This is a genomic window from Actinomycetospora lutea, assembly GCF_028737205.1.
In the GTDB taxonomy this organism is placed as follows: Bacteria; Actinomycetota; Actinomycetes; order Mycobacteriales; family Pseudonocardiaceae; genus Actinomycetospora; species Actinomycetospora lutea.
Window position 1 is genome coordinate 1 of record NZ_JAQZAL010000012.1, and the last position, 21,749, is coordinate 21,749.

Genomic DNA, 21,749 nt, shown 5'->3' on the forward strand with positions numbered 1-21,749 from the left:
CGGTCTCGTTCTCGATCATGATCGGGCTGCTGATCATCGGGTTCGTGGCCAACGAGCTGATCCGCCCGATCAACCCGAAGCACTACGTCAGTGACGCCGAGCGTGCCGCGCCCGAGGGCTCGGACGCCGCCGAGGAGCGCAGGCAGGGAGCATCCCGATGAGCAACCCGACCAGCAACGAGAGCGGGGCCGGTTCGCCGTCCGCCGGCCGCGTCGCCCTGACCGTCGTCGTGTGGCTGTGGGTGGTGATCCCGTTCCTGTACGGGGTGTGGTCGCTGCTGCAGAACGTCGGGGCCCTTTTCTGAGGAACCTCCGGGTCGGCGGCGTGGGAGGGTCGTGAGGTGAGCACGCTCTCCGACTGGATCGACGAGGTCGTCCGCGAGCTCGGCATCGACGAGCTCGGCGACCTCGTCGCCCCCGAGGTCGTCACGCCCCTGGTGCTCGACATGACCAAGGACGTCGCCCACGGCGTGGCCCGGCCCGCGGCGCCCGTCAGCGCCTACCTGCTGGGCCTCGCCGTGGGACGGGCGGCCGGGTCGGGGCCGGGGGAGCGCGAGCTCGCGCAGGGCTTCGCGGACCGGCTGGCGGCGCGCGCCCGCGGCGAGACCCCGCCGTAGCATCAGGGGTGATGAGCAGCGACGACCGATGGGGTCCGGTGGGGGCCGACCAGGACGCGTCGGGCGACGCCGACGCCGACGAGCTCGCCCAGCTCCTGGCGATGGCCGGGGGCGCCGACGACGCGGGCTCCGGCCCGGGGGGTGGGGCGCTCGCCGACGCGCTGAGCCAGGGCGTCACCACCGGCGCCATCGAGGGTGCGCCCGGCCACGAGCCCGACGACGCCGAGTCGCTCGCCGCGCTGCGCGCCGTCGAGGCCGAGCTCGACCAGCGCTGGCCCGAGACCCGCATCGAGCCCTCGCTCGAGCGCATCCGCGCGCTCGTCGAGGTGCTCGGCGACCCGCAGCGCTCGTACCCGGCGATCCACGTGGCCGGCACCAACGGCAAGAGCTCGGTCACGCGCATGATCGACGCCCTGCTCACCCGCATCGGACCGCGCACCGGGCGCTACACGAGCCCGCACCTGCAGCGGGCCACCGAGCGCATCGCCATCGACGGCGTCCCGATCAGCGCGCGCCGCTACGTCGAGGTCTACCAGGAGATCGCCCCCTTCCTCGGGATCGTCGACCGGGCGCAGGGCGATGGTCCGAAGCTCTCGAAGTTCGAGGTCCTCACCGGCATGGCGTTCGCCGCGTTCGCCGACGCGCCGGTCGACGTCGCCGTCCTCGAGGTCGGGCTGGGCGGGAGCTGGGACGCCACGAACCTCGCCGACGCCGCGGTCGCCGCGATCACGCCGATCGACATCGACCACGTGAACTATCTGGGCCCGGAGCTCGGCGGGATCGCCGCCGAGAAGGCCGGCGTCATCAAGCAGGGGGCCGTCGCCCTCATGGCCGAGCAGTCGCCCGAGGCGGCCACGGTGCTGCTCGAGCGCGCGGTGGCGATGGACGCCGAGGTCGCCCGGGCCGGGATGGAGTTCGGGGTGCTCGGCCGCGAGGTCGCCGTGGGCGGCCAGCAGCTGCGCCTGCAGGGCCTCGGCGGCGAGTACGACGACATCTACCTGCCGCTCTTCGGCGAGCACCAGGCCAAGAACGCCGCGCTGGCGCTCGCGACCGTGGAGGCGTTCTTCGGCGCGGGGGCATCGCGCAAGCTCGACATCGCCGCCGTGCGCGACGCGTTCGCCTCGGTGCGGGTGCCCGGGCGCCTCGAGCGGCTGCGCTCGGCGCCGACCGTCGTGGTCGACGCCGCCCACAACCCCCACGGGGCCCGGGCGGCCGCGGCCGCGGTGCGCGAGGAGTTCTCGTTCCGCCGCCTCGTCGGGGTCGTCGCCGTGATGCGCGACAAGGACGCCGAGGGCATCCTCACCGCGCTCGAGCCGGTGCTCGACGAGGTCGTCGTCACCGCCGTCGCCTCGCCGCGCGCGATGGACGCCGACGAGCTCGCGAGCCTCGCGGTCGGGTTCTTCGGCGCCGACCGGGTCGTCGTCGAGACCCGGATGGACGCGGCGCTGGAGACAGCGATCGGGCTGGCCGAGGAGACCGACGACCCGGAGACCCCGGTCGCGGGCGCGGGCGTGCTCGTCGTCGGCTCGGTGGTGGCCGCGGGCGAGGCCCGCACGCTGCTGGGGAGGGAGCCGGCGTGAGCTCGGGAGACGGAGCGGAGCGGAGCTCGACCATCGGGACGAGCCCCGACGGCGGCGCCGCCGCGAAGAAGGCGTTCCGGGGTCCGGCCAGCGCGTGCCTGTCGCTCGAGGTGGTCATCGTGCCGCTCGGGCTGCTCGTCATGGACAAGGTCGAGGGCGGCCTGACGCCCGCCAAGATCGCCTGGGTGGTCGTGCTGACCGTCGGCATGATCGTCGCGATCGCGACCTTCTCGCGGCCGTGGGGCCTGCCGCTGGCCCTGGGCCTGCAGGTGCTCATGCTGCTGGGCTGGGTCGTCTCGCCGTCGCTCGGCGTGCTCGGGCTGGTCTTCTGCCTCGTCTGGGCGCTGATGCTGTGGATGCGCCACGAGGTGCTGCGCCGCCAGCGACTGTTCGCGGAGCGCAGCGGAGCCGGACCCGAGTAGCAGTGGGCGGAGCAGGGCGGCCGAGCGCGCTCGTTACCCTCGGCGTCGAACTGCGGTCCACCCTGAGAGGAACCACGTGAACGAGCGCACCCTGGTGCTGGTCAAGCCCGACGGCGTCGAGCGGGGCCTGATCGGCGAGGTCGTCTCGCGCATCGAGCGCAAGGGTCTGCGCCTCGTGTCGCTGGAGCTGAAGTCGGTCGACCGCGACCTCGCGTCGCAGCACTACGCCGAGCACGAGGGCAAGGGCTTCTACGAGGAGCTCATCTCGTTCATCACCTCGGCCCCGGTGGCCGCGATGGTCGTCGAGGGCCCGCGCGCCATCGCCGCGTTCCGCCAGATCGCGGGCGGCACCGACCCCGTCGAGAAGGCCGTGCCCGGCTCGATCCGCGGCGACCTGGCCCTCGAGACCGGCTCGAACATCGTGCACGGCTCCGACTCGCCCGAGTCCGCCGAGCGCGAGATCAAGCTCTGGTTCGGCTGACGGCCGACGCCGCGTGAGTGGTTCGGGTCGCTCCGGCGACCCGAACCACGCACGAGGCGGGGCCATCGCGATCGTTACCCTGGGTCCGTGGTCGAGTCCGTGTTCGAACGCCTGGAGCCGCTGCTGCCCCGGGTCCGCAAGCCCGTCCAGTACGTCGGCGGCGAGCGCAACGCGGGGACCAAGCCGTGGGAGTCGGTGCCGGTCCACTGGGCGCTCTGCTACCCCGACGCCTACGAGGTGGGTCTGCCCAACCAGGGCCTGATGATCCTCTACGAGGTCCTCAACGAGCGCCCCGACGCGCTCGCCGAGCGCACCTACGCCGTGTGGCCGGATCTCGCCGAGCTCATGCGCGAGCACGGGGTCCCGCAGTTCACCGTCGACGGGCACCGCCCGGTCGGCGCGTTCGACGTCCTCGGCGTCAGCTTCGCCACCGAGCTCGGGTACACGAACCTGCTCTCGATCCTCGACCTCGCCGGGATCCCGCTGCGCAGCGCCGACCGCGACACCTCCCACCCGCTCGTGCTCGCCGGCGGTCACGCCGCGTTCAACCCCGAGCCGATCGCCGACTTCGTCGACATCGTCGCCCTGGGCGACGGCGAGGAGGTCGTCGGCGACATCACGGACGCGGTCAAGGAGGCCACGGCGTCGGGGCTGACGCGGCGGCAGACCCTCGAGCGCCTCGCGGCCGTGCCCGGCGTGTACGTCCCGGGGCTCTACGAGGTCTCCTACGGCGCGGACGGCGCCATCGTGGCGGTCACGCCGACCAGCGACGCGGCTCCCGCGCGTGTCCACAAGCGCACCACCAGCGACCTCGACGACTGGCCCTACCCGAAGAAGCCGCTGGTCCCGATGGCCGAGACCGTCCACGAGCGGATGAGCGTCGAGATCTTCCGCGGGTGCACGCGGGGCTGCCGGTTCTGCCAGGCCGGCATGATCACCCGGCCGGTGCGGGAGCGCTCGCCGCAGGGCGTGGGGGAGATGGTCGAGGAGGGCCTGAAGAACTCCGGCTACCACGAGGTCGGGCTGCTCTCGCTCTCCAGCGCCGATCACTCCGGCATCGGCGAGATCGCGACCTCGCTCGCCGACCGCTACGAGGGCACCGGCACCGGCCTGAGCCTGCCGTCCACGCGGGTGGACGCGTTCAACGTGACGCTGGCCGAGGAGCTGACCCGCAGCGGCCGCCGCTCCGGGCTCACCTTCGCCCCCGAGGGCGGGTCGGAGCGCCTCCGCAAGGTGATCAACAAGATGGTCTCCGAGGAGGAGCTCATCAGGACCGTCGCCACCGCCTACGAGCACGGGTGGCGGCAGGTCAAGCTCTACTTCATGTGCGGTCTGCCCACCGAGACCGACGAGGACGTCCTGCAGATCGCGTCGATGGCCCACGAGGTCATCCGCGCCGGGCGCCAGGCCGCGGGCCGCGGGGACATCCGCACGACGGTGTCGATCGGCGCCTTCGTGCCCAAGCCGCACACCCCGTTCCAGTGGGCCGGGCAGACCCCGCCCGACGTGGTCGACCAGCGGCTGCGCAAGCTCCGCGAGGCCATCAACAGCGACCGGTCGCTGGGCCGCAACATCGGTCTGCGCTACCACGACGGGCAGCCCAGCCTCGTCGAGGGCCTGCTCAGCCGGGGTGACCGCCGCATCGGGCGGGTCATCGAGCGGGCGTGGCGCGATGGCCAGCAGTTCGACGGCTGGAGCGAGCACTTCTCGTTCGAGAGGTGGATGGACGCCGCCGCGGCGGAGCTGGACGGCGTCGACGTCGACTGGTTCACCACCCGCGAGCGCGACGACCGCGAGATCCTGCCCTGGGACCACCTCGACTCCGGGCTCGACCGGGGCTGGCTGTGGGACGACTGGCAGGACGCGCTCGCCGCCGAGGAGCAGGACGACTGCCGCTGGACGCCGTGCTTCGACTGCGGCGTGTGCCCCACGATGGGCACCGAGATCCAGATCGGCCCAAGCCCGGTAGCACAGTCGGGGCGCCCGTCGCTGCCCATCACCCCCGTCGAGCACCGCACGTCGACCCCGGTCCACAACCCCGCGCTCGCCGCCGACCGTCGGTGAGCGCGGCCGAGGTCCCCGACGCCGAGGTGCGTGTCCGCCGGGCCGGCACCACGGACGGCGACGCGGTCGCCGCATTGCGCCGGGCCTGGGTCGAGCAGCGCGGCCGGATCGCGCCCGGCGCCGACCCGGGTTTCGAGCACGGGTTCGCCACCTGGTGGCGCGCCGAGCTCTCGCACCACGCGGTGTGGGTCGCCGAGGCGATGCACGGTGCGCAGTGGCGGGCCGTCGGGTCGCTCGACGTCGCCGAGGTGGCCGCCATGCCGGCGCCCGGGCGGCCGGGGGAGCGGTGGGGCTACGTCGGCAGCCTCGTCGCGCTCGGGGCCGCGCCGCGCGGCGTGCCCCGCAGGCTCCTGGGCGCCGCGGTGACCCACGCGCGCGAGCGCGGGCTGGTCCGCCTGGTGCTGCGCCCGTCGGCCTCGGGGGCGGCCTTCTACCGCGCGGCGGGGTTCCGCCCGGCCGGCGAGGAGATGATGGTGCTGTCGACCGGTGGAGGGGGAGCGTGATGGCGGGGGAGACGGAGCAGAAGGGAGCTCGCCCGGGTCGGGGCACCAAGCCCGGGGAGGCGGCGCACCCGTCCGCGCCGACGGTGGCGAAGCTGCGGATGCAGTTCGCCAAGCGCGGGCGCGCCCGCTTCAGCTCGCACCGTGATGTCGCGCGGACGATGGAGTGGACGCTGCGCCGCGCCGGGGTGCCGGTGTCCCTGTCGCACGGCTTCAGCCCGCACCCGCGGCTCTCGTGGATCGGGGCCGCCCCGACGGGCGCCGCCAGCGAGGCCGAGTACGTCGAGATCGGCGTCACCGAGCACCTCGACCCCGCCCTCGTCGCGCGCGAGGTCGACGCGGTGCTCCCCGAGGGGATCGCCGTGGTCGAGGTGGTGGTCGCCGGTCCCGGGGCGCTCGCCGACCGGATCGACGCGAGCCGTTGGGAGATCGAGACCCCCGGCGTGGGCGACGAGGAGCTCGCCCGCGCCATCGAGGCGTTCCTCGCCGCCCCGGAGGTGTCGGTGGAGCGGGTCACCAAGAACGGTCCCAAGCCGCTGGACGTGCGAGCGGCCGTCGCCGAACTCCGTCTTTCGCTCACCCGGACGGACGAACCGGCGAGCCCGGACCGGGAGGACCGTGCACGAGCGGCGACGTGTGGGAGACTGGCGGCGGTCGTACGGCACACCACGCCGGCCGCACGACCCGACGACGTGTGCAGTGCCCTCCGTGCCGTCGCCGGTCTCGAGTTCCCGGAGCCCGTCAGGGCCACCCGGTGGGCCCAGGGTCGGCTCGACGATCGCGGAGAGCTGATCGACCCGCTCGCGGCGGACCGCGCGGCCACCCCCGCGTAGCCCCCCGGACGGGCCCGGTCGGCCTCGGTGCTGGTCGCGTCGCCGCACCGCACGACGAGACGGCCACCCGATCCGTCGGTCGTGCCGCAGTCGGCGACCGTCCCCGGCGGCCGCCCAGGCGAGACCACGCGAGGTCCCCGTGTGGCCGCGACATCCGTGTCGCGCCCGGGGACGGAGGAGATGGATGACCGACACCGACACCCCCTCCGGCGGCTCCGTCGCCGCGGGGGGTTCCGTCGCACCCGGACGCCCCGACGACGCGGCCCTGGCCGCGCTCCCGGACAAGGTCAGGGTGCACGCGCTCGCCCGCGTCGTGGGCACGTCCAGCCGTGAGCTGCTGGCGGTGCTCGCCCGGCTCGGCGTCGGGGCGCGCAGCGCACAGTCCAGCGTCGACCGCGGCGTCGTGAACCAGGTCGTCGAGGACCTGTTCCCGGCGCCCGGCGCGCGGGCGGCGACCCCGGTCGCCGAGGCGAGCGCCTCGGCCGCGGCCGTGCTCGGCGACGCGCCGGCGCCCTCGGACGCGGCCGGCGACCTCGCGCTGCCCGAGACGGGCCGCGACACCACCGCCGACGCCGGTCCTGACACCGCGCACGACACCCCGCTCGACACCGCGCCCGACTCCGGCGACACCACCGGCCACGTCACCGCGTCGGCCGCCGCGCCGGCCTTCGCCGCGCCGATGTTCCTCGCGCCGGAGTCGACGGCCTCCGACACCGAGGCCGTCCCGACGCGCACCCGCCGGCGTCGCGGCAGCCGCTCCACCGGCGTCGTCACCCCCGGCGAGTCCACCGAGACCGAGACCACCGGCGAGCCCGCGCCGGACGCCGAGGAGCAGCCCGCGGCGGCCCCGGCGGCGGACACGGCGGCGGACACGGACGAGGACGCGTCGACCGACTCCTCGTCCGAGTCGGACGCGACGGGCGACGGGTCCGAGGACGACGACGACAACGGCCGCCGGCGCCGCCGCCGGGGTCGCCGCGGACGCGGGCGCGGCCGGGGCGGCAGCGACGACGCCGAGTCGGGCGACTCCGACGACTCGGGCGACACCGACGACGCGGGCGAGCAGACGGACCAGAGCGACGACGGCGAGTCCGACGGCGACACCGACGACGGCGCCGAGGGCGACGAGGCGACCGGCGACGGCTCCTCGGGCGGCTCGCGGCGCCGGCGTCGGCGTCGGCGCCGCTCCTCCGACGACGGTTCGTCGGGCGACGGCTCCTCCGAGGGCGACGACCCGCCGGACACCGTCACCCACGTCCGCGACCGGGTCGAGCGCCCCGAGGGCGGCAAGTCCTCGAACGACGAGGTGCGCGGCGTCAAGGGCTCGACCCGCCTGGAGGCCAAGCGCCAGCGCCGCCGCGACGGCCGCGAGTCGGGCCGCCGCCGCCCGTCGATCCTCTCGGAGTCCGAGTTCCTCGCCCGGCGGGAGGCCGTCGAGCGCACGATGGTGGTGCGCCAGCAGGCCGGGCGCAGCCAGATCGGGGTGCTCGAGGACGGCGTGCTCGTCGAGCACTTCGTCGCCGGCGACGGCCAGAACTCCATGGTCGGCAACGTCTACCTCGGCCGGGTGCAGAACGTGCTCCCGTCGATGGAGGCGGCGTTCGTCGACATCGGCCGCGGGCGCAACGCCGTCCTCTACGCCGGCGAGGTCAACTGGGACGCGTCGGGCCTCGAGGGCAAGCAGCGCAAGATCGAGCAGGCGCTGTCCACCGGCGACCAGGTGCTCGTCCAGGTCACCAAGGACCCGGTCGGCCACAAGGGCGCGCGCCTGACCACCCAGATCAGCCTGCCCGGGCGCTTCCTCGTGTTCGTGCCCGCGGGCGGCGCCACCGGGATCAGCCGCAAGCTGCCCGACACCGAGCGCAAGCGGCTCAAGGAGATCCTCAAGCGGATCGTCCCGGACGAGTCGGGCGTCATCATCCGCACGGCGGCCGAGGGCGTCAGCGAGCCCGACCTCGAGCGCGACGTCCGCCGGCTCACCGCGCAGTGGGAGGTCATCGAGTCCTCGGCCGCCGGCGCGAAGGGCTCGAAGGGCCCGACGCTGGTCTACGAGGAGCCCGACCTCCTCATCCGCGTCGTGCGCGACATGTTCAACGAGGACTTCTCCTCGCTCGTCGTCTCGGGCGAGCGGGCGTGGGAGACCCTCGAGGACTACGTCGCGCACGTCGCCCCCGAGCTCGCCGGGCGCCTGTCCCGCCACACCGGACCCGAGGACGTGTTCGCCGCGTACCGCATCGACGAGCAGCTGATCAAGGCGCTCGACCGCAAGGTCTGGCTGCCCTCCGGCGGCACCCTGGTGATCGACCGGACCGAGGCGATGACCGTCGTCGACGTCAACACCGGCAAGTTCACCGGCTCCGGCGGAAACCTCGAGGAGACGGTCACCCGCAACAACCTCGAGGCCGCCGAGGAGATCGTCCGCCAGCTCCGGCTGCGCGACATCGGCGGCATGATCGTCATCGACTTCATCGACATGGTCCTGGAGTCGAACCGCGACCTCGTTCTGCGCCGCCTCACCGAGTGCCTCGGCCGCGACCGCACCCGTCACCAGGTCTCCGAGGTCACCTCGCTCGGCCTGGTGCAGATGACGCGCAAGCGCGTCGGGCAGGGTCTGCTCGACGAGTTCTCCACGACGTGCGAGCACTGCCGCGGCCGTGGCGTCATCGTCTCGACCGAGCCGGTGATGGGCTCCGATCAGGGGGCGTCGTCCGGCAACGGCGGCGGCCCCAAGGACGCCAAGGACGCCAAGGAGTCGAAGGACCAGCAGAAGGACGCCAAGGAGGGTGGGTCGGGACGGCGGGGGCGCCGCGGCCGCCGGTCCGAGCGCTCCGAGGGCGGCTCGCCGGCGACCGTCGCGGCGGCCAGCGGCCTCGTCCCGTCGGGCGACGAGGACAGCGAGGACGCGGAGTCCGAGGCCCTCGACGCTACCGCGGGCACCGAGGTCCTCGATCCGGGCGCGGAGACCGTCGTCGAGTCCGAGACCGTCGAGTCCGAGACCGTCGAGTCCGGGACCGTCGAGTCCGAGACCGTCGTCGAGGCGGACGAGGCCGAGGTCGAGCTGGAGGCGGGCCTCGCCGCGGCGAGCGGCGCCGAGCAGGACGGCGCCGAGGTCGCGGACGGGACCGAGGACGGATCGGTCGAGACCGTCGAGTCGGTCGAGGAGACCATCCACGAGGCCGTGCAGGCGGAGGTCGCGCTCGAGGCCGACCTCGCGGAGCACGCCCCCGGCAGCAACGGCACCGGGCCGGACGCCGGGGCCGGCGGACCGGCCGACGCGCCGGCCGGAGCACCGGCGGACACCCCGCCGGCGCCCCGCATCACCGGTGCCATCGGGGCCGCCCATGGCAACGGGCAGGGCCGGGACGAGGCGCTCGTGACGCCCGCGGGGCCCGCCCCCGAGGTCGCCGAGGAGCCCGCCGCGTCGCCGGAGCCCGCCGCGGCCCCCACCGGCACCGGGACCGCCCGTCGGGGCCGCCGCCGCGCGGCCTCGCGCCCGGCGGGACCGCCCACCGACTGATCGATCGGACCCACCGTGGCGGGTCCGGCCCCCGGGGTCGGACCCGCACCACGGGGGCGGGTACCCTAGGAGATCGGCGCCCGCCGGGTCGTCACCCCGCGGCGCCAGCGCGCCGGGCTCGCACCGCACGAGCCGCGCGCCGGAGCCGGAAGCCCACGCAGACAGGAGTCCACGCGGAAGATGTACGCGATCGTGAAGACCGGCGGCAAGCAGTACAAGGTCGCGGTCGGCGACGTCATCGACGTGGAGCTCCTCGACGGTGACAGTGTCGACCTCCAGCCCGTCCTGGTCGTCGACGGCAGCACCGTGCTCAGCTCGGCCAAGGACCTCGAGAAGGTCTCCATCACCGGCAGCATCGTCGGTGACACCAAGGGCCCGAAGATCAAGATCCTGAAGTACAAGAACAAGACCGGGTACAAGCGGCGCGTCGGCCACCGCCAGCGCTACAGCCGCCTCGAGGTCACGGACATCTCCAAGTAGGGGGAGCAAGATGGCTCACAAGAAGGGTGCGTCCAGCTCCCGCAACGGTCGCGACTCCAACGCCCAGCGGCTCGGGGTCAAGCGCTTCGGCGGCCAGGTCGTCAAGGCCGGCGAGATCCTCGTCCGCCAGCGCGGCACCAAGTTCCACCCGGGCGTCGGTGTCGGCCGCGGCGGCGACGACACGCTGTTCGCCCTGGTCGCGGGCTCGGTGACCTTCGGGTCGAAGCGCGGCCGCAAGACCGTCGGCGTCCTCCCGGCGGAGGAGACCGTCTCCGCCTGAGGCGGCACGGAGCGCGGCGGAGCTGCCGCGCCGAAGGCCGACGACAGTCAGCAGTACCGTCAGGGGTGGGTCCGGGATCGGGCCCACCCCTTTCGGTCGTCACGACCCCCGACAACAGCACCCCGGGAAGGACCGAGCACGCGATGGCCCGCTTCGTCGACCACGTGACGCTGCACGTCACGGCGGGCAGCGGCGGCCACGGCTGCGCCTCGATCCGCCGCGAGAAGTTCGTGCCGCTCGGCGGCCCGGACGGCGGCAACGGCGGACGCGGCGGCGACGTCGTGCTGGTCGTCGACCCCGGCGTGCACACGCTGCTCGACTTCCACCACCGCCCGCACGCCACGGCCGGCAACGGCCGCCCGGGCATGGGCAGCTTCCGCAACGGCGCCAACGCCGAGGACATCGAGCTCGCGGTCCCCGAGGGGACGGTCGTGCTCGACACCGACGGCGAGGTCCTCGGTGACCTCACCGGCCCCGGCACGCGGTTCGTCGCCGTCCGCGGCGGCCGGGGCGGCCTCGGCAACGCCGCGCTCGCCGGCCCGTCGCGCAAGGCCCCCGGGTTCGCGCTGCTGGGCGAGGAGGGGGAGTCGCGCGACCTGGTGCTCGAGCTGCGCTCGATGGCCGACGTCGGGCTCGTCGGCTACCCGAGCGCCGGCAAGTCCTCGCTGGTCAGCGCGCTCAGCGCCGCCAAGCCGAAGATCGCCGACTACCCCTTCACCACGCTGGCGCCCAACCTCGGCGTCGTCTCGGCCGGCGGGAGCACCTTCACCGTCGCCGACGTCCCGGGGCTCATCCCGGGGGCGAGCAGCGGCAAGGGCCTCGGCCTGGACTTCCTGCGCCACATCGAGCGCTGCTCGGTGCTCGTGCACGTCGTCGACTGCGCGACGTTCGAGGCCGACCGCGACCCGGTCTCCGACATCCGCGCCCTCGAGCACGAGCTCGCCGCCTACACCCCGGCGCTCGGCACCGACCTCGCCGCCCGGCCCCGGATCGTCGCCCTGAACAAGATCGACGTGCCGGACGCCGCCGACCTCGCGGAGATGGTCCGCGAGGACGTGGCCGCCTTCGGCTGGCCGGTCGTCGAGATCTCCACGGCGAGCCACGCCGGGCTCGACAAGCTCGCCTACACGATGGCCGCCGCCGTCGACGACGCCCGCGCCGCCGCGGTGCCCTCGACCGCGCCGCGGGTCGTGCTGCGCCCCACCGCCGTCGACGACACCGGCTTCACCGTCGAGCCCGACCCCGAGGAGGGGTTCGTCGTGACGGGCGAGAAGCCCGAGCGGTGGGTCCGCCAGACCGACTTCGCCAACGACGAGGCGGTCGGCTACCTGGCCGACCGGCTCGCCCGCCTCGGCGTCGAGGAGGCCCTTGCCGAGGCCGGCGCGCGGCCGGGCGACAGGGTGACGATCGGCATCCACACCTTCGACTGGGAGCCCTCGACCCCGGCCGGCGTCGCCGCGATGCGCGGCAACCGCGGCACCGACCCCCGCCTCGAGGGCGCCGAGCGGGTCGACCGCCCGTCGGCCACCGACCGCCGCGCCGCCCGCGACGAGCGCCGCCGGCACCAGAGCGACTTCGAGCTCGGCATCGCGCCGTGGCACGAGGACTACGAGGACGACCCTCGGTGAGCGCGCGCGAGGCCGTGGCCGGCGCCCGCCGGCTCGTCGTCAAGGTCGGCTCGACGTCGCTGACCAGCGTCGACGGCGGCCTGGACGTCGCCCGTCTCGAGGCCCTGGTCGACGCGGTCGCCGCGCGGGCGACCGTCACGCAGGTCGTGCTCGTGTCCTCGGGGGCGATCGCCGCGGGGCTGCGCCCGCTCGGGCTCCCGCGCCGGCCCCGCGACCTCGCGACGCAGCAGGCGGCGGCCGGTGTCGGGCAGCTGCACCTCACCCACGCCTATGCCGAGGCGTTCGCACGCCACGGGCGCACGGTCGGCCAGGTGCTGCTGACCTCGCACGACGTGGTGCGCCGCCAGCCCTATCGCAACGCCCAGCGCACCTTCGAGCGCCTGCTCGGGCTGGGTGTCGTGCCGGTGGTCAACGAGAACGACACCGTGGCCACCGACGAGATCCGCTTCGGCGACAACGACCGGCTCGCCGCGCTCGTCGCCCACGTCATCTCCGCCGACGCCCTGGTCCTGCTCTCCGACGTGGACGGGCTGTACGACGCCGACCCGAGGACCCCGGGCGCGACGCTGGTCCGCGAGGTCACCGGCGGCGCCGACCTCGCCGGCGTCCGCGTCGGCAAGGCGTCCTCGCTCGGCACCGGTGGCATGGCGTCGAAGCTCGCCGCGGCCGACCTCGCCAGCGGCGCCGGGGTGCCCGTGCTCGTCGCCGCCGCCGCCGACGCGCCCGCGGCGCTCGACGGCGCCGGGGTGGGCACGGTGTTCGCGCCGCACGGGCCACGGCTCTCGGCGCGCCGGTTCTGGCTGCGCCACATGGCCGGCACGCGCGGGCGTCTGCACCTCGACGCGGGCGCGGTCCGCGCCGTCGTCGGGCGACGCCGCTCGCTGCTCGCGGCCGGGATCGTCGGCTCCGACGGCGACTTCGAGGCCGGCGACGTCGTCGACCTCGTCGACCCGCGCGGCGAGGTCGTCGCCCGCGGCGTCGTCGCGTTCGATGCCGAGGAGCTGCCCGAGATCTCCGGACGCTCCAGCGACGACCTCCCGGCGGAGCTGCGCCGCGAGGTGGTGCACGCCGACGACCTGGTGCCCGTCGTCACGACGGTCCCGTCCCCCGAATCCGCCGAGGTGAGCTCGCCGTGACCACCGCACCCCCCGTCGCCGCGGATCCCGCCGCGATCGTCACCGACTGCGGCCGCCGCGCCGCCGCCGCGGCCCCGCGCATGGCCGCGGCGAACGACCACGAGGTCGCCGAGGCCCTGCGGGGCATGGCCCGGCTGCTCACCGAGGCCGCGGACACGGTGCTCACCGCCAACCTCGCCGACCTCGAGGCCGCCGAGCAGGCCGGCACCACGGCCGCGCTCGTCGACCGCCTGCGCCTCGACCGGCCGCGCCTCGACGCGATGGCCGCGACGCTGCGCGAGCTCGCCGACGTGCCCTCGCCCGCGATCGACACCGTGCTCGAGGAGCGTCCCGACGGCCTGCGGCTGATCGAGCGGCGGCGGCCGGTCGGGGTGATCGGCGCGAACTTCGAGGCCCGGCCGAACGTGGTCGTCGACGTCGCGTCGCAGCTGGTGAAGTCCCGCAACGCCGGGGTCCTGCGCACCGGGGGCGCCGCGCTCGCCTCGGCCACCGCGCTCATGGAGACCGTCGTGGCCCCGGCCCTGGCCGGCGCGGGCCTCGACCCCGACGCGGTCGTGCTGGTCACCGACCCGCGCCGGGAGTGCGCCGTCGAGCTCGTGCGCCGCCCCGCGCTCATCCCGCTGGTGATCCTGCGCGGTTCCGGCGACACCACCCGCTCGCTCGGCCTCGAGGCCGCCCAGCACGGCGTGCGCACCCTCGCCCACGCCGACGGCGGCGGCGTCCTCTACATCGACCGCGCCGCCCCGCCGGACCTGACGCGCTCGATGGTCACCGCGTCGATCGACCGGCTCGGCGTCTGCAACCGGCTCAATCTCCTCCTCGTCGAGCGCCACCGGTGGGACGAGGTCGTCCCGGGGCTCGTCGAGCTGCTCGAGGGGCACGGGCTGCGCGCCTCGCTGCCCCCGCACGACCACGCGCTCGGGCACGAGTGGGCGCTCGACGACGGCCACGAGGCGACGGTGACGGTCGCGCCCGCCGAGGGGCCCGCCGACGCCGCCGCCATCGCCAACCGGGAGACCTCGGGGCTGGCGGCCGCGATCGCCACCGCCGACGAGGCCGCGGCGCGTGCGTTCCTCGACACCTACGCCGGCACCGGCGCCTTCTGGAACGCGACGACCCGGCTCCTCGACGGCGTGAAGCTGCGCCGCGTGCCGGAGACCGGGATCAACGTCGACCACGTCCCCGGCCCGCGCGGCCCGGTGGTGTTCACCGACCTGTGCCTGCGCCAGTACGTGGTCGTGCCCGCGTCGACGGCGATCGGGCACCCGGAGTAGTCCCGGGGTCGGCTGTGGGCTCCACAGTCCGTGGCGCACGCCCATCCCCCGATCGGTTGCCCACGAGGAGGACGCGGGGCACGGCGGGGGATGCGGCCGTCGGGCCCGGGCGACCCGTGGTCCCGCGGACACGGGTCGGGGGCTCAGAGCAGGTCGCGGGTGGCGCGCCCGTTCTCGAGGGCCTCCGCGGACAGGGCGCGGGCCCGTGCGGTCGGCTCCTTCGCGCTGATCCGCTCGTGCACCGCGGCCGTGCCGTACTCGCGGCGGTGGTCGAGATCGCGGGCGACGCGCAGGAGCTCGCGCAGGTTCTCGGTGACCACGGCGACGTCCTCGGCGTCCTCGTCGGTGCTGTGGGCGGCGTCCTTGGAGACGGCGGACCACACGATGGCGGCCAGGTGGCGCGGCGCGTCGAGGATCCCGTCCTGCCAGGCCAGGGTGGAGGCGATCTCCTCGGCGAGCGAGCACACCGTGGCCCGCGGGTCGTCGGCCGGGATCTCGGCCCAGGGGTCGGTGTCGCGGTGGTCCTCGCGGTACTCCTTCTCCCGGTCCGGGCCGATGATCCCGGCGATGATCCCGCCCACGACGAAGCCGCCGACGACGCCCGCGACGAACCAGAGGACGTAGCTCAGCAGGGACGTCCCGAGCAGCAGCGGGAGCCCGATGCCGCCGAGGATCGTCATCGTCCAGAACAGGGAGTCCTCGGGCCCGTTGTTCTGGTACCGGAGGTCGCTGCGGACGACCGTCTCCTGCAGGTCCTTGCGGTCCTTCACGAGCTCGGGCGCGAACACCCGGACCCGCCGGGCGTGACGACGAGCTGGGGCAGCGGTGTGCGTCGGTCCTTCTCGCGGCTCATGGACGTCCCCCCTGTGGTTGCTCACCCTCAGTGAAACCCACCAGGGCTGCCGGCGGTAGCGCCGGTGCGGACGGCCGCCGACCGGTTGCGCAGGGTGAGCGTCAGCGACCCAGGACCACGCCCCGGTCGCGGACCTGGTCCCACACCTCGTAGGGCAGGTCCGCCCAGGCGAAGACGTCGTCGACGGCGGCGAACCGGCCGGCCGCCGCCCGGCACCCGACGATGCGCTCGGCGTGGACAGGGGCGATGCCGAGGGTCCGGGCGATCACGGGGCCCGGCGCGGTGTTGAGGTCGACGAGGCCGCCGTCGTCGTAGGTGCGCGCCAGGTCCGGGCGCCCGATGCGCAGCTCGCGCGCGAGCAGCGGGTCCTCCGCGGCCAGGCGCCGGGCCTCGGCGCGGCGGTCGCGGGCGGCCAGCACCGCGGCGATGGCGGGGTCCGGCGGCGGCCGGTCCCACCCGGTGGGCCGGGCCGGGCGCGGGAAGACCCGCGGGCGGATGAGGATCAGCAGCACGAGGCCCCCGATGAGGCCGGTGACCAGCCCGAGGGACGAGAGGGCCGACGCGAGGCCGTGGTACTGCCCGTCCGGCGTGCGGTCGGCGGCCTGGTTCAGCGCGAACGACCCGACGACGAGGACCACCGAGGCGACGGTGAGCGCGACGTAGGGCGCCCGGCGGGTCCGCACGGCCGCGTGCGCGAGCGGCACGGGCAGCAGGAGACCCATGCTGAGCACGTGCACGAAGAACCACCAGCCGCCGCGGGTGAACCAGTTCCCGGAGTGCGGCGGCGCCGGGGTTGTCACCCCGGCACCTGGTCGCGCAGGACGCGCTTGAGCAGCTTGCCCGACTGGTTGCGGGGCAGCTCGTCGATGAAGTGGACGTGCTTCGGCGTCTTGTAGCCCGCGAGCCGGCCGCGGACGTGGGTGATCAGCTCGTCCGCGGAGACCTCGCTCCTCGGGACGACGAACGCCGTGACGGCCTCGATCCACCGGTCGTCCGGCGTGCCGATCACCGCCACCTCGGCGACGGCCTCGTGGGTGTAGAGCGCGTCCTCCACCTCGCGGGACGCGACCAGCACCCCGCCGGTGTTGATCACGTCCTTGATCCGGTCGACCACGGTGATGTAGCCCTGCTCGTCGATCCGCACCAGGTCGCCGGAGTGGAACCACCCGTCGCGGAAGGCCTCGGCGGTCTCCTCGGGCTTGTCCCAGTAGCCCTCGCAGAGCTGCGGCGACCGGTACACCACCTCGCCGGTGCCGCCCGGCTCGACGTCGTGCCCGTCGTCGTCGACCACCCGCAGCTCGACGAACAGCACCGGGCGCCCGCACGACTCGGGGCGCTCGTCGTGCTCCTCGGGCTGCAGGACCGTGGCCAGCGGGCCGATCTCGGACTGCCCGAAGCAGTTGTAGACCCCGAGGGCGGGCAGCGCCTCGCGCAGCCTGTTCAGGATCGGCACCGGCATGATCGAGGCGCCGTAGAACGCCTTGCGCAGGCTGGCGAGGTCGCGCGTGCCGAAGTCGGCGTGGTTGACCAGCGGCACCCACACGGTCGGCGCCAGGAAGATCGCGCCGATGCCGTCCGCCTCGATCCGGCGCAGGATCTCGGGGATGTCCGGTGCCTCCATGAGGTGGTTGGTCGCGCCGACCATCAGGTAGGGCATGAGGAAGAGCTGCATGCCCGCCGAGTGGTAGAGCGGCATCGGGTGCAGCGGGCGGTCGTCCTGCGACATCGCCAGGGAGTGCACGCCCGAGACGTACTCGTGCACCAGCCCGCGGTGGGTCATCATCGCGCCCTTGGGCCGCGACGTGGTGCCCGACGTGTAGAGCAGCTGGACGAGGTCGGTGTCGGCGACCGTCGTCGTCAGCTCCGGGATGTCCCCGGTGCGGGCCCGGTCGAGCAGCGAGCCGGGGGCGTCGCGCAGCGGCACCACCTGTTTGGGCTGCTCGGGCAGGGCGTCCACCGGGCCGGCCAGCGCCGGGTCGATGAGCAGCAGGCGGCTGCCGGACTGCTCGACCAGGTAGCCGAGCTCCTCGCCGGTCAGCGCGTAGTTGATCGGCACGTGCACCGCGCCGAGCCGCGAGCAGCCCAGGAACGCGAGCAGGTAGGCGTCGGAGTTCTTGCCGTAGGTGGCGACGCGGTCGCCCGCGCCGACGCCGAGCTCCGCGAGGAACCCGGCCGGGGTGACGGCGTCGTCGAGCTCCCGGTAGGTCCAGGTGCGGTCCGAGAAGTGCAGCGCGACGCGGTGCGGGGCGCGGCGGGCGCTGCGGGCGAGCACGCCGTCGACGGTGCTCGAGCGGGTGTCCACGGGTGCTGGTCTCCTCGGGGTGGACCGGGTGCGTCAGGCGTGGGCGTCGCCGACGGCGACCTCGCCGCCGGCGCTCACGTCGGCGTACACCCCAGCACAGGCCCACTTGCCCGCGACCTCGGGCTTCTCGATCATGATCCGGTTGTTCTTCGCCACCGTGCGCAGGGTGTCGCGGTCGTCGGGCAGGTCGCCCTGGGCCATCGTGGTCATGACGCAGCGCATGGTCTGGAAGGTGTAGGACACCCGCACGTCGTCGCCCAGCGTCATCTCCCGGCCCGGCCAGTCGTTCTCGACGAACCCGGGCTCGGTGTCGGCGAGGACGATGTTGGGGCGGTAGCGGCGGACGTCGAAGTCGCTCTCGGGGGCGAGCTCGGCGAGCCGGGCGAGCGTCGACTCGGTGACGACGTGCAGGGCGGCGAGGTCGTAGAACCGCCCGGGCGGGGCGAACGCGGCGACGTCGAAGCTGCTGATGGCCTCGCCGGTGTCCTCCTGGCGCGACGTCGTGGCGTCGATGATGTGCTCGGGGGCCAGGCTCTCCCGGTCCAGGCCGTCGAGGTCGGCCCACAGCTCCTCGAACTTGGCCGCGTCCGGCGCGGTGGTCACCAGCCGGACCTCGCGGCCCAGGACGTCGGAGAGGGCCTGGTCGATGTCCGGGTCGTCGCTGCGCCGGGTCGACCCGTCCGGGAAGGTGATCACGACGGGCGGGGCGGCCTCGCCGACCACCGGCTCGCCCGCGAACGCCGCCGAGAACTCCAGCAGCTTCGCCCACCGCTTCGGCACCTTGGCGCTCGCGATGATGCCGGACTCGACGTCGAGGACGGCGTAGGCGCGGTCGCCCGCGACCCCCCGCTCATCGACCACGGCACGGCTGAGGGACTCTCCGAGCATCGACTTGACGGGGTAGCGGAACAGCGCGGCGATCGTCACCCGCAGGGCATACCACCCCGGACACGGCGACGGGAACCGGCCGTCCGGTCGGGTCGCGGGCTCTCAGGGGTCGCGCTCTGCGCGCCGGGCCGCCATCACCGCGAGCGCGCCGGGTACCGCGATGAGCGTGACCACCACGATGGCCGTCGCCCACGGCGTCGGGAGCACGACGACGAGCAGCACGAGCACGACCCCGACCTGGATCGCCAGGTTGAGCGTCCGGTCCGGGAGGTGCTCGCGCCAGGCGGCGGACCGGCGCAGGCTCATGCTCAGCGCCGGGTCGTCGTCGGCCAGGCGGTGCTCGAGGTCCTGGAGGGCGCGTTTCTCGTGATCGGAGAGCGGGCGCGGTTCGTCGGACGGCTCGGGCAGGCGAGGCGTCGTCATGCTCGGGTCCTCTCGTCGGCGGGAGGGCGCAGCGAGGCCGGGAAAGGGGCGATCCCGACGATTCGCCCTCGAGTCTCGGCGGCGGGGCTGATGGGGGCCTGAGAGCAGGGCGAGAAGCCGACGAGGACCGGATCAGTTCGTGGTGGCCAGCACCAGCGGGAGCACCGCCGGCGCGCCCGCGCGGCGCAGCAGGGCGGCCGCGACCGTGAGCGTCCAGCCGGAGTCGGCGACGTCGTCGACGAGCAGGACCGGCCCGGCGCTCGGGTCCGTGCCCGCCGGCACCGCGAGCCGCGACCACACCTCGGCGAGGCGCTGCGCGGAGTTCGGCTGCTCGGGCTCCGCTCCGTTGTCGGGGTCCTCCGGGTCCTCGTAGATCGGGGGAGCCGTGTCGGCCAGCGCGCCGAGCAGCGGCAGGCGCCCGATGCGCGCGATGCGCTGGGCGAAGCTCTCGACGAGCACCGGGCGCCGTCGCGAGGGCAGCCACACGACGCTCGCCGGGCGCTGCGCCCAGTCCCAGCCCTTGAGCACCTCGACGACGGCGTCGACCGCGGCGTCGGGCACGAGGTCGTCGGCGCGCAGCAGCGGGCGCAGGCGCGGGCCCCAGCCGACGTCGGTGAGCCGGCCCAGCGCGCGGCCCTCCTCGGCGGCGTCGCCGGGCGCGATCTTGCCCTTGAGCGGCACGTCGAGCGCGTCCATGCCGCTGGGCCACTGCTTGCGGGGCGCCAGCGGCACGCCGGGGCGGTCGAGCGTCGTCTGCGCCTGCACGCGGACGTCCTCGCCGATCGTGGGGTCGGCGTGGCGGCCGGTGCAGTTGTCGCAGCGTCCGCACGGGGCGGCGCCCGGGTCGTCGAGCTGGCGGCGCAGGAACTCCATGCGACAGCCGTCGGTGGCGATGTAGTCGAGCATCGCCTGCTGCTCGGCGCGGCGGGCCTTCGCGAGCCCGGTGTAGCGGGCGCCGTCGTACTCCCACGGCCTCCCGGTGGCCTCCCAGCCGCCCTTGACCCGCCGCACGGCGCCGTCGGTGTCGAGGACCTTGAGCATCATCTCGAGGCGCCCGCGGCTGAGCTCCACGCGGGGCTCGAGCGCCGCGGTGGACAGCGGGCGCCCGGCGTCGCCGAGCACCGACAGCGCGACGCGGACCTGCGGCTCGGCGGGGAAGGCCAGCGAGGCGAAGTAGGCCCAGATGTCGCGGTCCTCGGGACCGGGGAGCAGCAGCACCTCGGCGCGCTCGACACCACGGCCGGCGCGGCCGATCTGCTGGTAGTACGCCACCGGCGACTGCGGGGCGCCGAGGTGCACCACGAACCCGAGGTCGGGCTTGTCGAACCCCATGCCCAGCGCGCTCGTCGCCACCAGCGCCTTGACGCGGTTGGCCAGCAGGTCGTCCTCGGCGCGCTCGCGCTCGGCCGGGTCGGTCTTGCCGGTGTAGGCGGCGACGGCGTGGCCCCGCTCGCGCAGGAAGGCCGCGAGCTCGTCGGCGGCGCTCACGGTCAGCGTGTAGACGATGCCCGAGCCCGGCAGGTCGTCGAGGTGCTGGGCGAGCCAGGCGAAGCGGTCGGCCCCCTTGTCCAGCGGCAGCACCCCGAGGCGCAGCGACTCGCGGTCGAGCTCGCCGCGCAGCACCAGTGCGTGGTCGTGGCTGCTGGACACCCCGAGCTGGTCCGCCACGTCGGTGGTCACCCGGTCGTTGGCCGTCGCCGTGGTGGCGAGCACGGGCACGCCGTCGGGCAGCTCGGCGATGAGGGTGCGCAGCCGCCGGTAGTCGGGCCGGAAGTCGTGCCCCCAGTCGGAGATGCAGTGCGCCTCGTCGACGACGAGCATGCCGGCGGTGCGGCTGAGCTCGGGGAGCACCTGGTCGCGGAACTCGGGGTTGTTGAGCCGCTCCGGGCTGACGAGCAGCACGTCGACCGCGCCGGCCTGGACCTCGGCGTAGACGTCCCTCCAGTCGTCGGTGTTGGCGGAGTTGACCGTCACCGCGTGGATGCCCGCCCGGGCGGCCGCGTCGATCTGGTTGCGCATGAGGGCGAGCAGGGGGCTGACGATGACCGTCGGGCCGCCGCCCCGCTGCCGGACCAGGGCCGTGGCGACGAAGTAGACCGCGCTCTTGCCCCACCCCGTGCGCTGGACGACGAGCGCGCGCCGCCCCTCGGCCACGAGCGCGTGGATCGCGGCCCACTGGTCCTCGCGTAGTGCGGCGTCGGGGCCGGCGAGGCGCTGCAGGGTGGCCTCGGCGTCCGCGCGGAGGTCGGTGGTCGCCGTCATGGCTCCACGAAAGCACAGGGGTCCGACGGCGTGGGGCCGGACGTCCACCCCTGCGGACCTCCCGGGGGTGGTGGCGCGTCGCGGGCCGGTGTCAGGGTCCTCGCGGTGAGCGAAGGCGCGTTCCTGCGTTCCTCGCTCCGGGACCCGGGGAGCTGGCCGTCCGGCGCGGACGTCCCCTCGGCGGGGACGATCGCAACGGCCGGTCGGTCC

General features: G+C 74.7%; 20 protein-coding genes. 14 read left to right on the top strand and 6 right to left on the bottom strand.

Features of this window, described 5'->3' with window-relative positions; all coding sequences use genetic code 11:
- Nucleotides 1–157: 157 nt before the first annotated feature.
- From PHK61_RS14525 to PHK61_RS14590, 14 genes are all read left to right on the top strand, one after another.
- Nucleotides 158–304, top strand: coding sequence for an MFS transporter small subunit (locus PHK61_RS14525; RefSeq protein ID WP_274281707.1), 147 nt, complete (start codon nt 158–160; stop codon nt 302–304).
- Nucleotides 305–340: 36 nt separating this feature from the next.
- Complete coding sequence (locus PHK61_RS14530) at nt 341–616, top strand: DUF6457 domain-containing protein (RefSeq protein WP_274281708.1); 276 nt, start codon at nt 341–343, stop codon at nt 614–616.
- Nucleotides 617–627: 11 nt separating this feature from the next.
- The gene (gene folC, locus PHK61_RS14535; protein ID WP_274281709.1) at nt 628–2,196 is read left to right on the top strand and encodes a bifunctional tetrahydrofolate synthase/dihydrofolate synthase; all 1,569 of its coding nucleotides are present in this window, start codon (nt 628–630) and stop codon (nt 2,194–2,196) included.
- Nucleotides 2,193–2,618: a DUF4233 domain-containing protein gene (locus tag PHK61_RS14540; RefSeq protein ID WP_274281710.1), complete on the top strand. Its 426-nt coding sequence runs from the start codon at nt 2,193–2,195 to the stop codon at nt 2,616–2,618. The genes folC and PHK61_RS14540 overlap by 4 nt, the downstream gene beginning before the upstream one ends.
- Before the next feature lie 76 nt (nt 2,619–2,694).
- Nucleotides 2,695–3,099 (top strand): nucleoside-diphosphate kinase, encoded by a 405-nt coding sequence (ndk, locus tag PHK61_RS14545; protein WP_274281711.1) that lies wholly within the window; start codon nt 2,695–2,697, stop codon nt 3,097–3,099.
- Between the two features lie 87 nt (nt 3,100–3,186).
- On the top strand, nt 3,187–5,163 hold the full coding sequence (locus PHK61_RS14550) for a TIGR03960 family B12-binding radical SAM protein (protein WP_274281712.1): 1,977 nt from the start codon (nt 3,187–3,189) through the stop codon (nt 5,161–5,163).
- Complete coding sequence (locus tag PHK61_RS14555; RefSeq protein ID WP_274281713.1) at nt 5,160–5,666, top strand: GNAT family N-acetyltransferase; 507 nt, start codon at nt 5,160–5,162, stop codon at nt 5,664–5,666. Before PHK61_RS14550 ends, PHK61_RS14555 begins: the two co-directional genes overlap by 4 nt.
- Nucleotides 5,666–6,496 (top strand): TIGR03936 family radical SAM-associated protein, encoded by an 831-nt coding sequence (locus PHK61_RS14560; protein WP_274281714.1) that lies wholly within the window; start codon nt 5,666–5,668, stop codon nt 6,494–6,496. The genes PHK61_RS14555 and PHK61_RS14560 overlap by 1 nt, the downstream gene beginning before the upstream one ends.
- A 184-nt stretch (nt 6,497–6,680) precedes the next feature.
- Nucleotides 6,681–10,013, top strand: coding sequence for a translation initiation factor IF-2 N-terminal domain-containing protein (locus tag PHK61_RS14565; RefSeq protein WP_274281715.1), 3,333 nt, complete (start codon nt 6,681–6,683; stop codon nt 10,011–10,013).
- Nucleotides 10,014–10,193: 180 nt separating this feature from the next.
- On the top strand, nt 10,194–10,493 hold the full coding sequence (gene rplU, locus PHK61_RS14570; RefSeq protein ID WP_274281716.1) for a 50S ribosomal protein L21: 300 nt from the start codon (nt 10,194–10,196) through the stop codon (nt 10,491–10,493).
- 10 nt (nt 10,494–10,503) lie between these two features.
- A complete protein-coding gene (rpmA, locus tag PHK61_RS14575; protein WP_274281717.1) occupies nt 10,504–10,773 on the top strand; it encodes a 50S ribosomal protein L27 in 270 nt (89 codons plus the stop codon).
- 143 nt (nt 10,774–10,916) lie between these two features.
- The gene (obgE, locus tag PHK61_RS14580; protein ID WP_274281718.1) at nt 10,917–12,401 is read left to right on the top strand and encodes a GTPase ObgE; all 1,485 of its coding nucleotides are present in this window, start codon (nt 10,917–10,919) and stop codon (nt 12,399–12,401) included.
- Complete coding sequence (gene proB / locus PHK61_RS14585; RefSeq protein ID WP_274281719.1) at nt 12,398–13,537, top strand: glutamate 5-kinase; 1,140 nt, start codon at nt 12,398–12,400, stop codon at nt 13,535–13,537. The genes obgE and proB overlap by 4 nt, the downstream gene beginning before the upstream one ends.
- On the top strand, nt 13,534–14,811 hold the full coding sequence (locus PHK61_RS14590) for an aldehyde dehydrogenase family protein (RefSeq protein ID WP_274281720.1): 1,278 nt from the start codon (nt 13,534–13,536) through the stop codon (nt 14,809–14,811). Before proB ends, PHK61_RS14590 begins: the two co-directional genes overlap by 4 nt.
- 143 nt (nt 14,812–14,954) lie before the next feature.
- On the opposite strand, the gene PHK61_RS14595 is transcribed toward PHK61_RS14590, so the two are convergent.
- The 6 genes from PHK61_RS14595 to PHK61_RS14620 all read right to left on the bottom strand — a co-directional run bounded on the left by PHK61_RS14595 (nt 14,955) and on the right by PHK61_RS14620 (nt 21,539).
- Entirely contained in the window at nt 14,955–15,599 is a 645-nt protein-coding gene (locus PHK61_RS14595) for a hypothetical protein (protein WP_274281721.1), read from the bottom strand.
- A gap of 166 nt (nt 15,600–15,765) precedes the next feature.
- Nucleotides 15,766–16,464, bottom strand: coding sequence for a ComEA family DNA-binding protein (locus PHK61_RS14600; protein WP_274281722.1), 699 nt, complete (start codon nt 16,462–16,464; stop codon nt 15,766–15,768).
- Nucleotides 16,461–17,966 (bottom strand): acyl-CoA synthetase, encoded by a 1,506-nt coding sequence (locus PHK61_RS14605; protein WP_274281723.1) that lies wholly within the window; start codon nt 17,964–17,966, stop codon nt 16,461–16,463. Before PHK61_RS14605 ends, PHK61_RS14600 begins: the two co-directional genes overlap by 4 nt.
- A gap of 33 nt (nt 17,967–17,999) precedes the next feature.
- Nucleotides 18,000–18,893 carry an MOSC domain-containing protein gene (locus tag PHK61_RS14610; protein ID WP_274281724.1) on the bottom strand — a complete coding sequence of 298 codons (894 nt, stop codon included), beginning with the start codon at nt 18,891–18,893 and terminating at the stop codon, nt 18,000–18,002.
- A gap of 63 nt (nt 18,894–18,956) precedes the next feature.
- A complete protein-coding gene (locus tag PHK61_RS14615) occupies nt 18,957–19,277 on the bottom strand; it encodes a DUF3040 domain-containing protein (RefSeq protein ID WP_274281725.1) in 321 nt (106 codons plus the stop codon).
- A 132-nt stretch (nt 19,278–19,409) separates the two neighbouring features.
- Nucleotides 19,410–21,539: a RecQ family ATP-dependent DNA helicase gene (locus PHK61_RS14620; RefSeq protein WP_274281726.1), complete on the bottom strand. Its 2,130-nt coding sequence runs from the start codon at nt 21,537–21,539 to the stop codon at nt 19,410–19,412.
- Between the last annotated feature and the right edge of the window lie 210 nt (nt 21,540–21,749).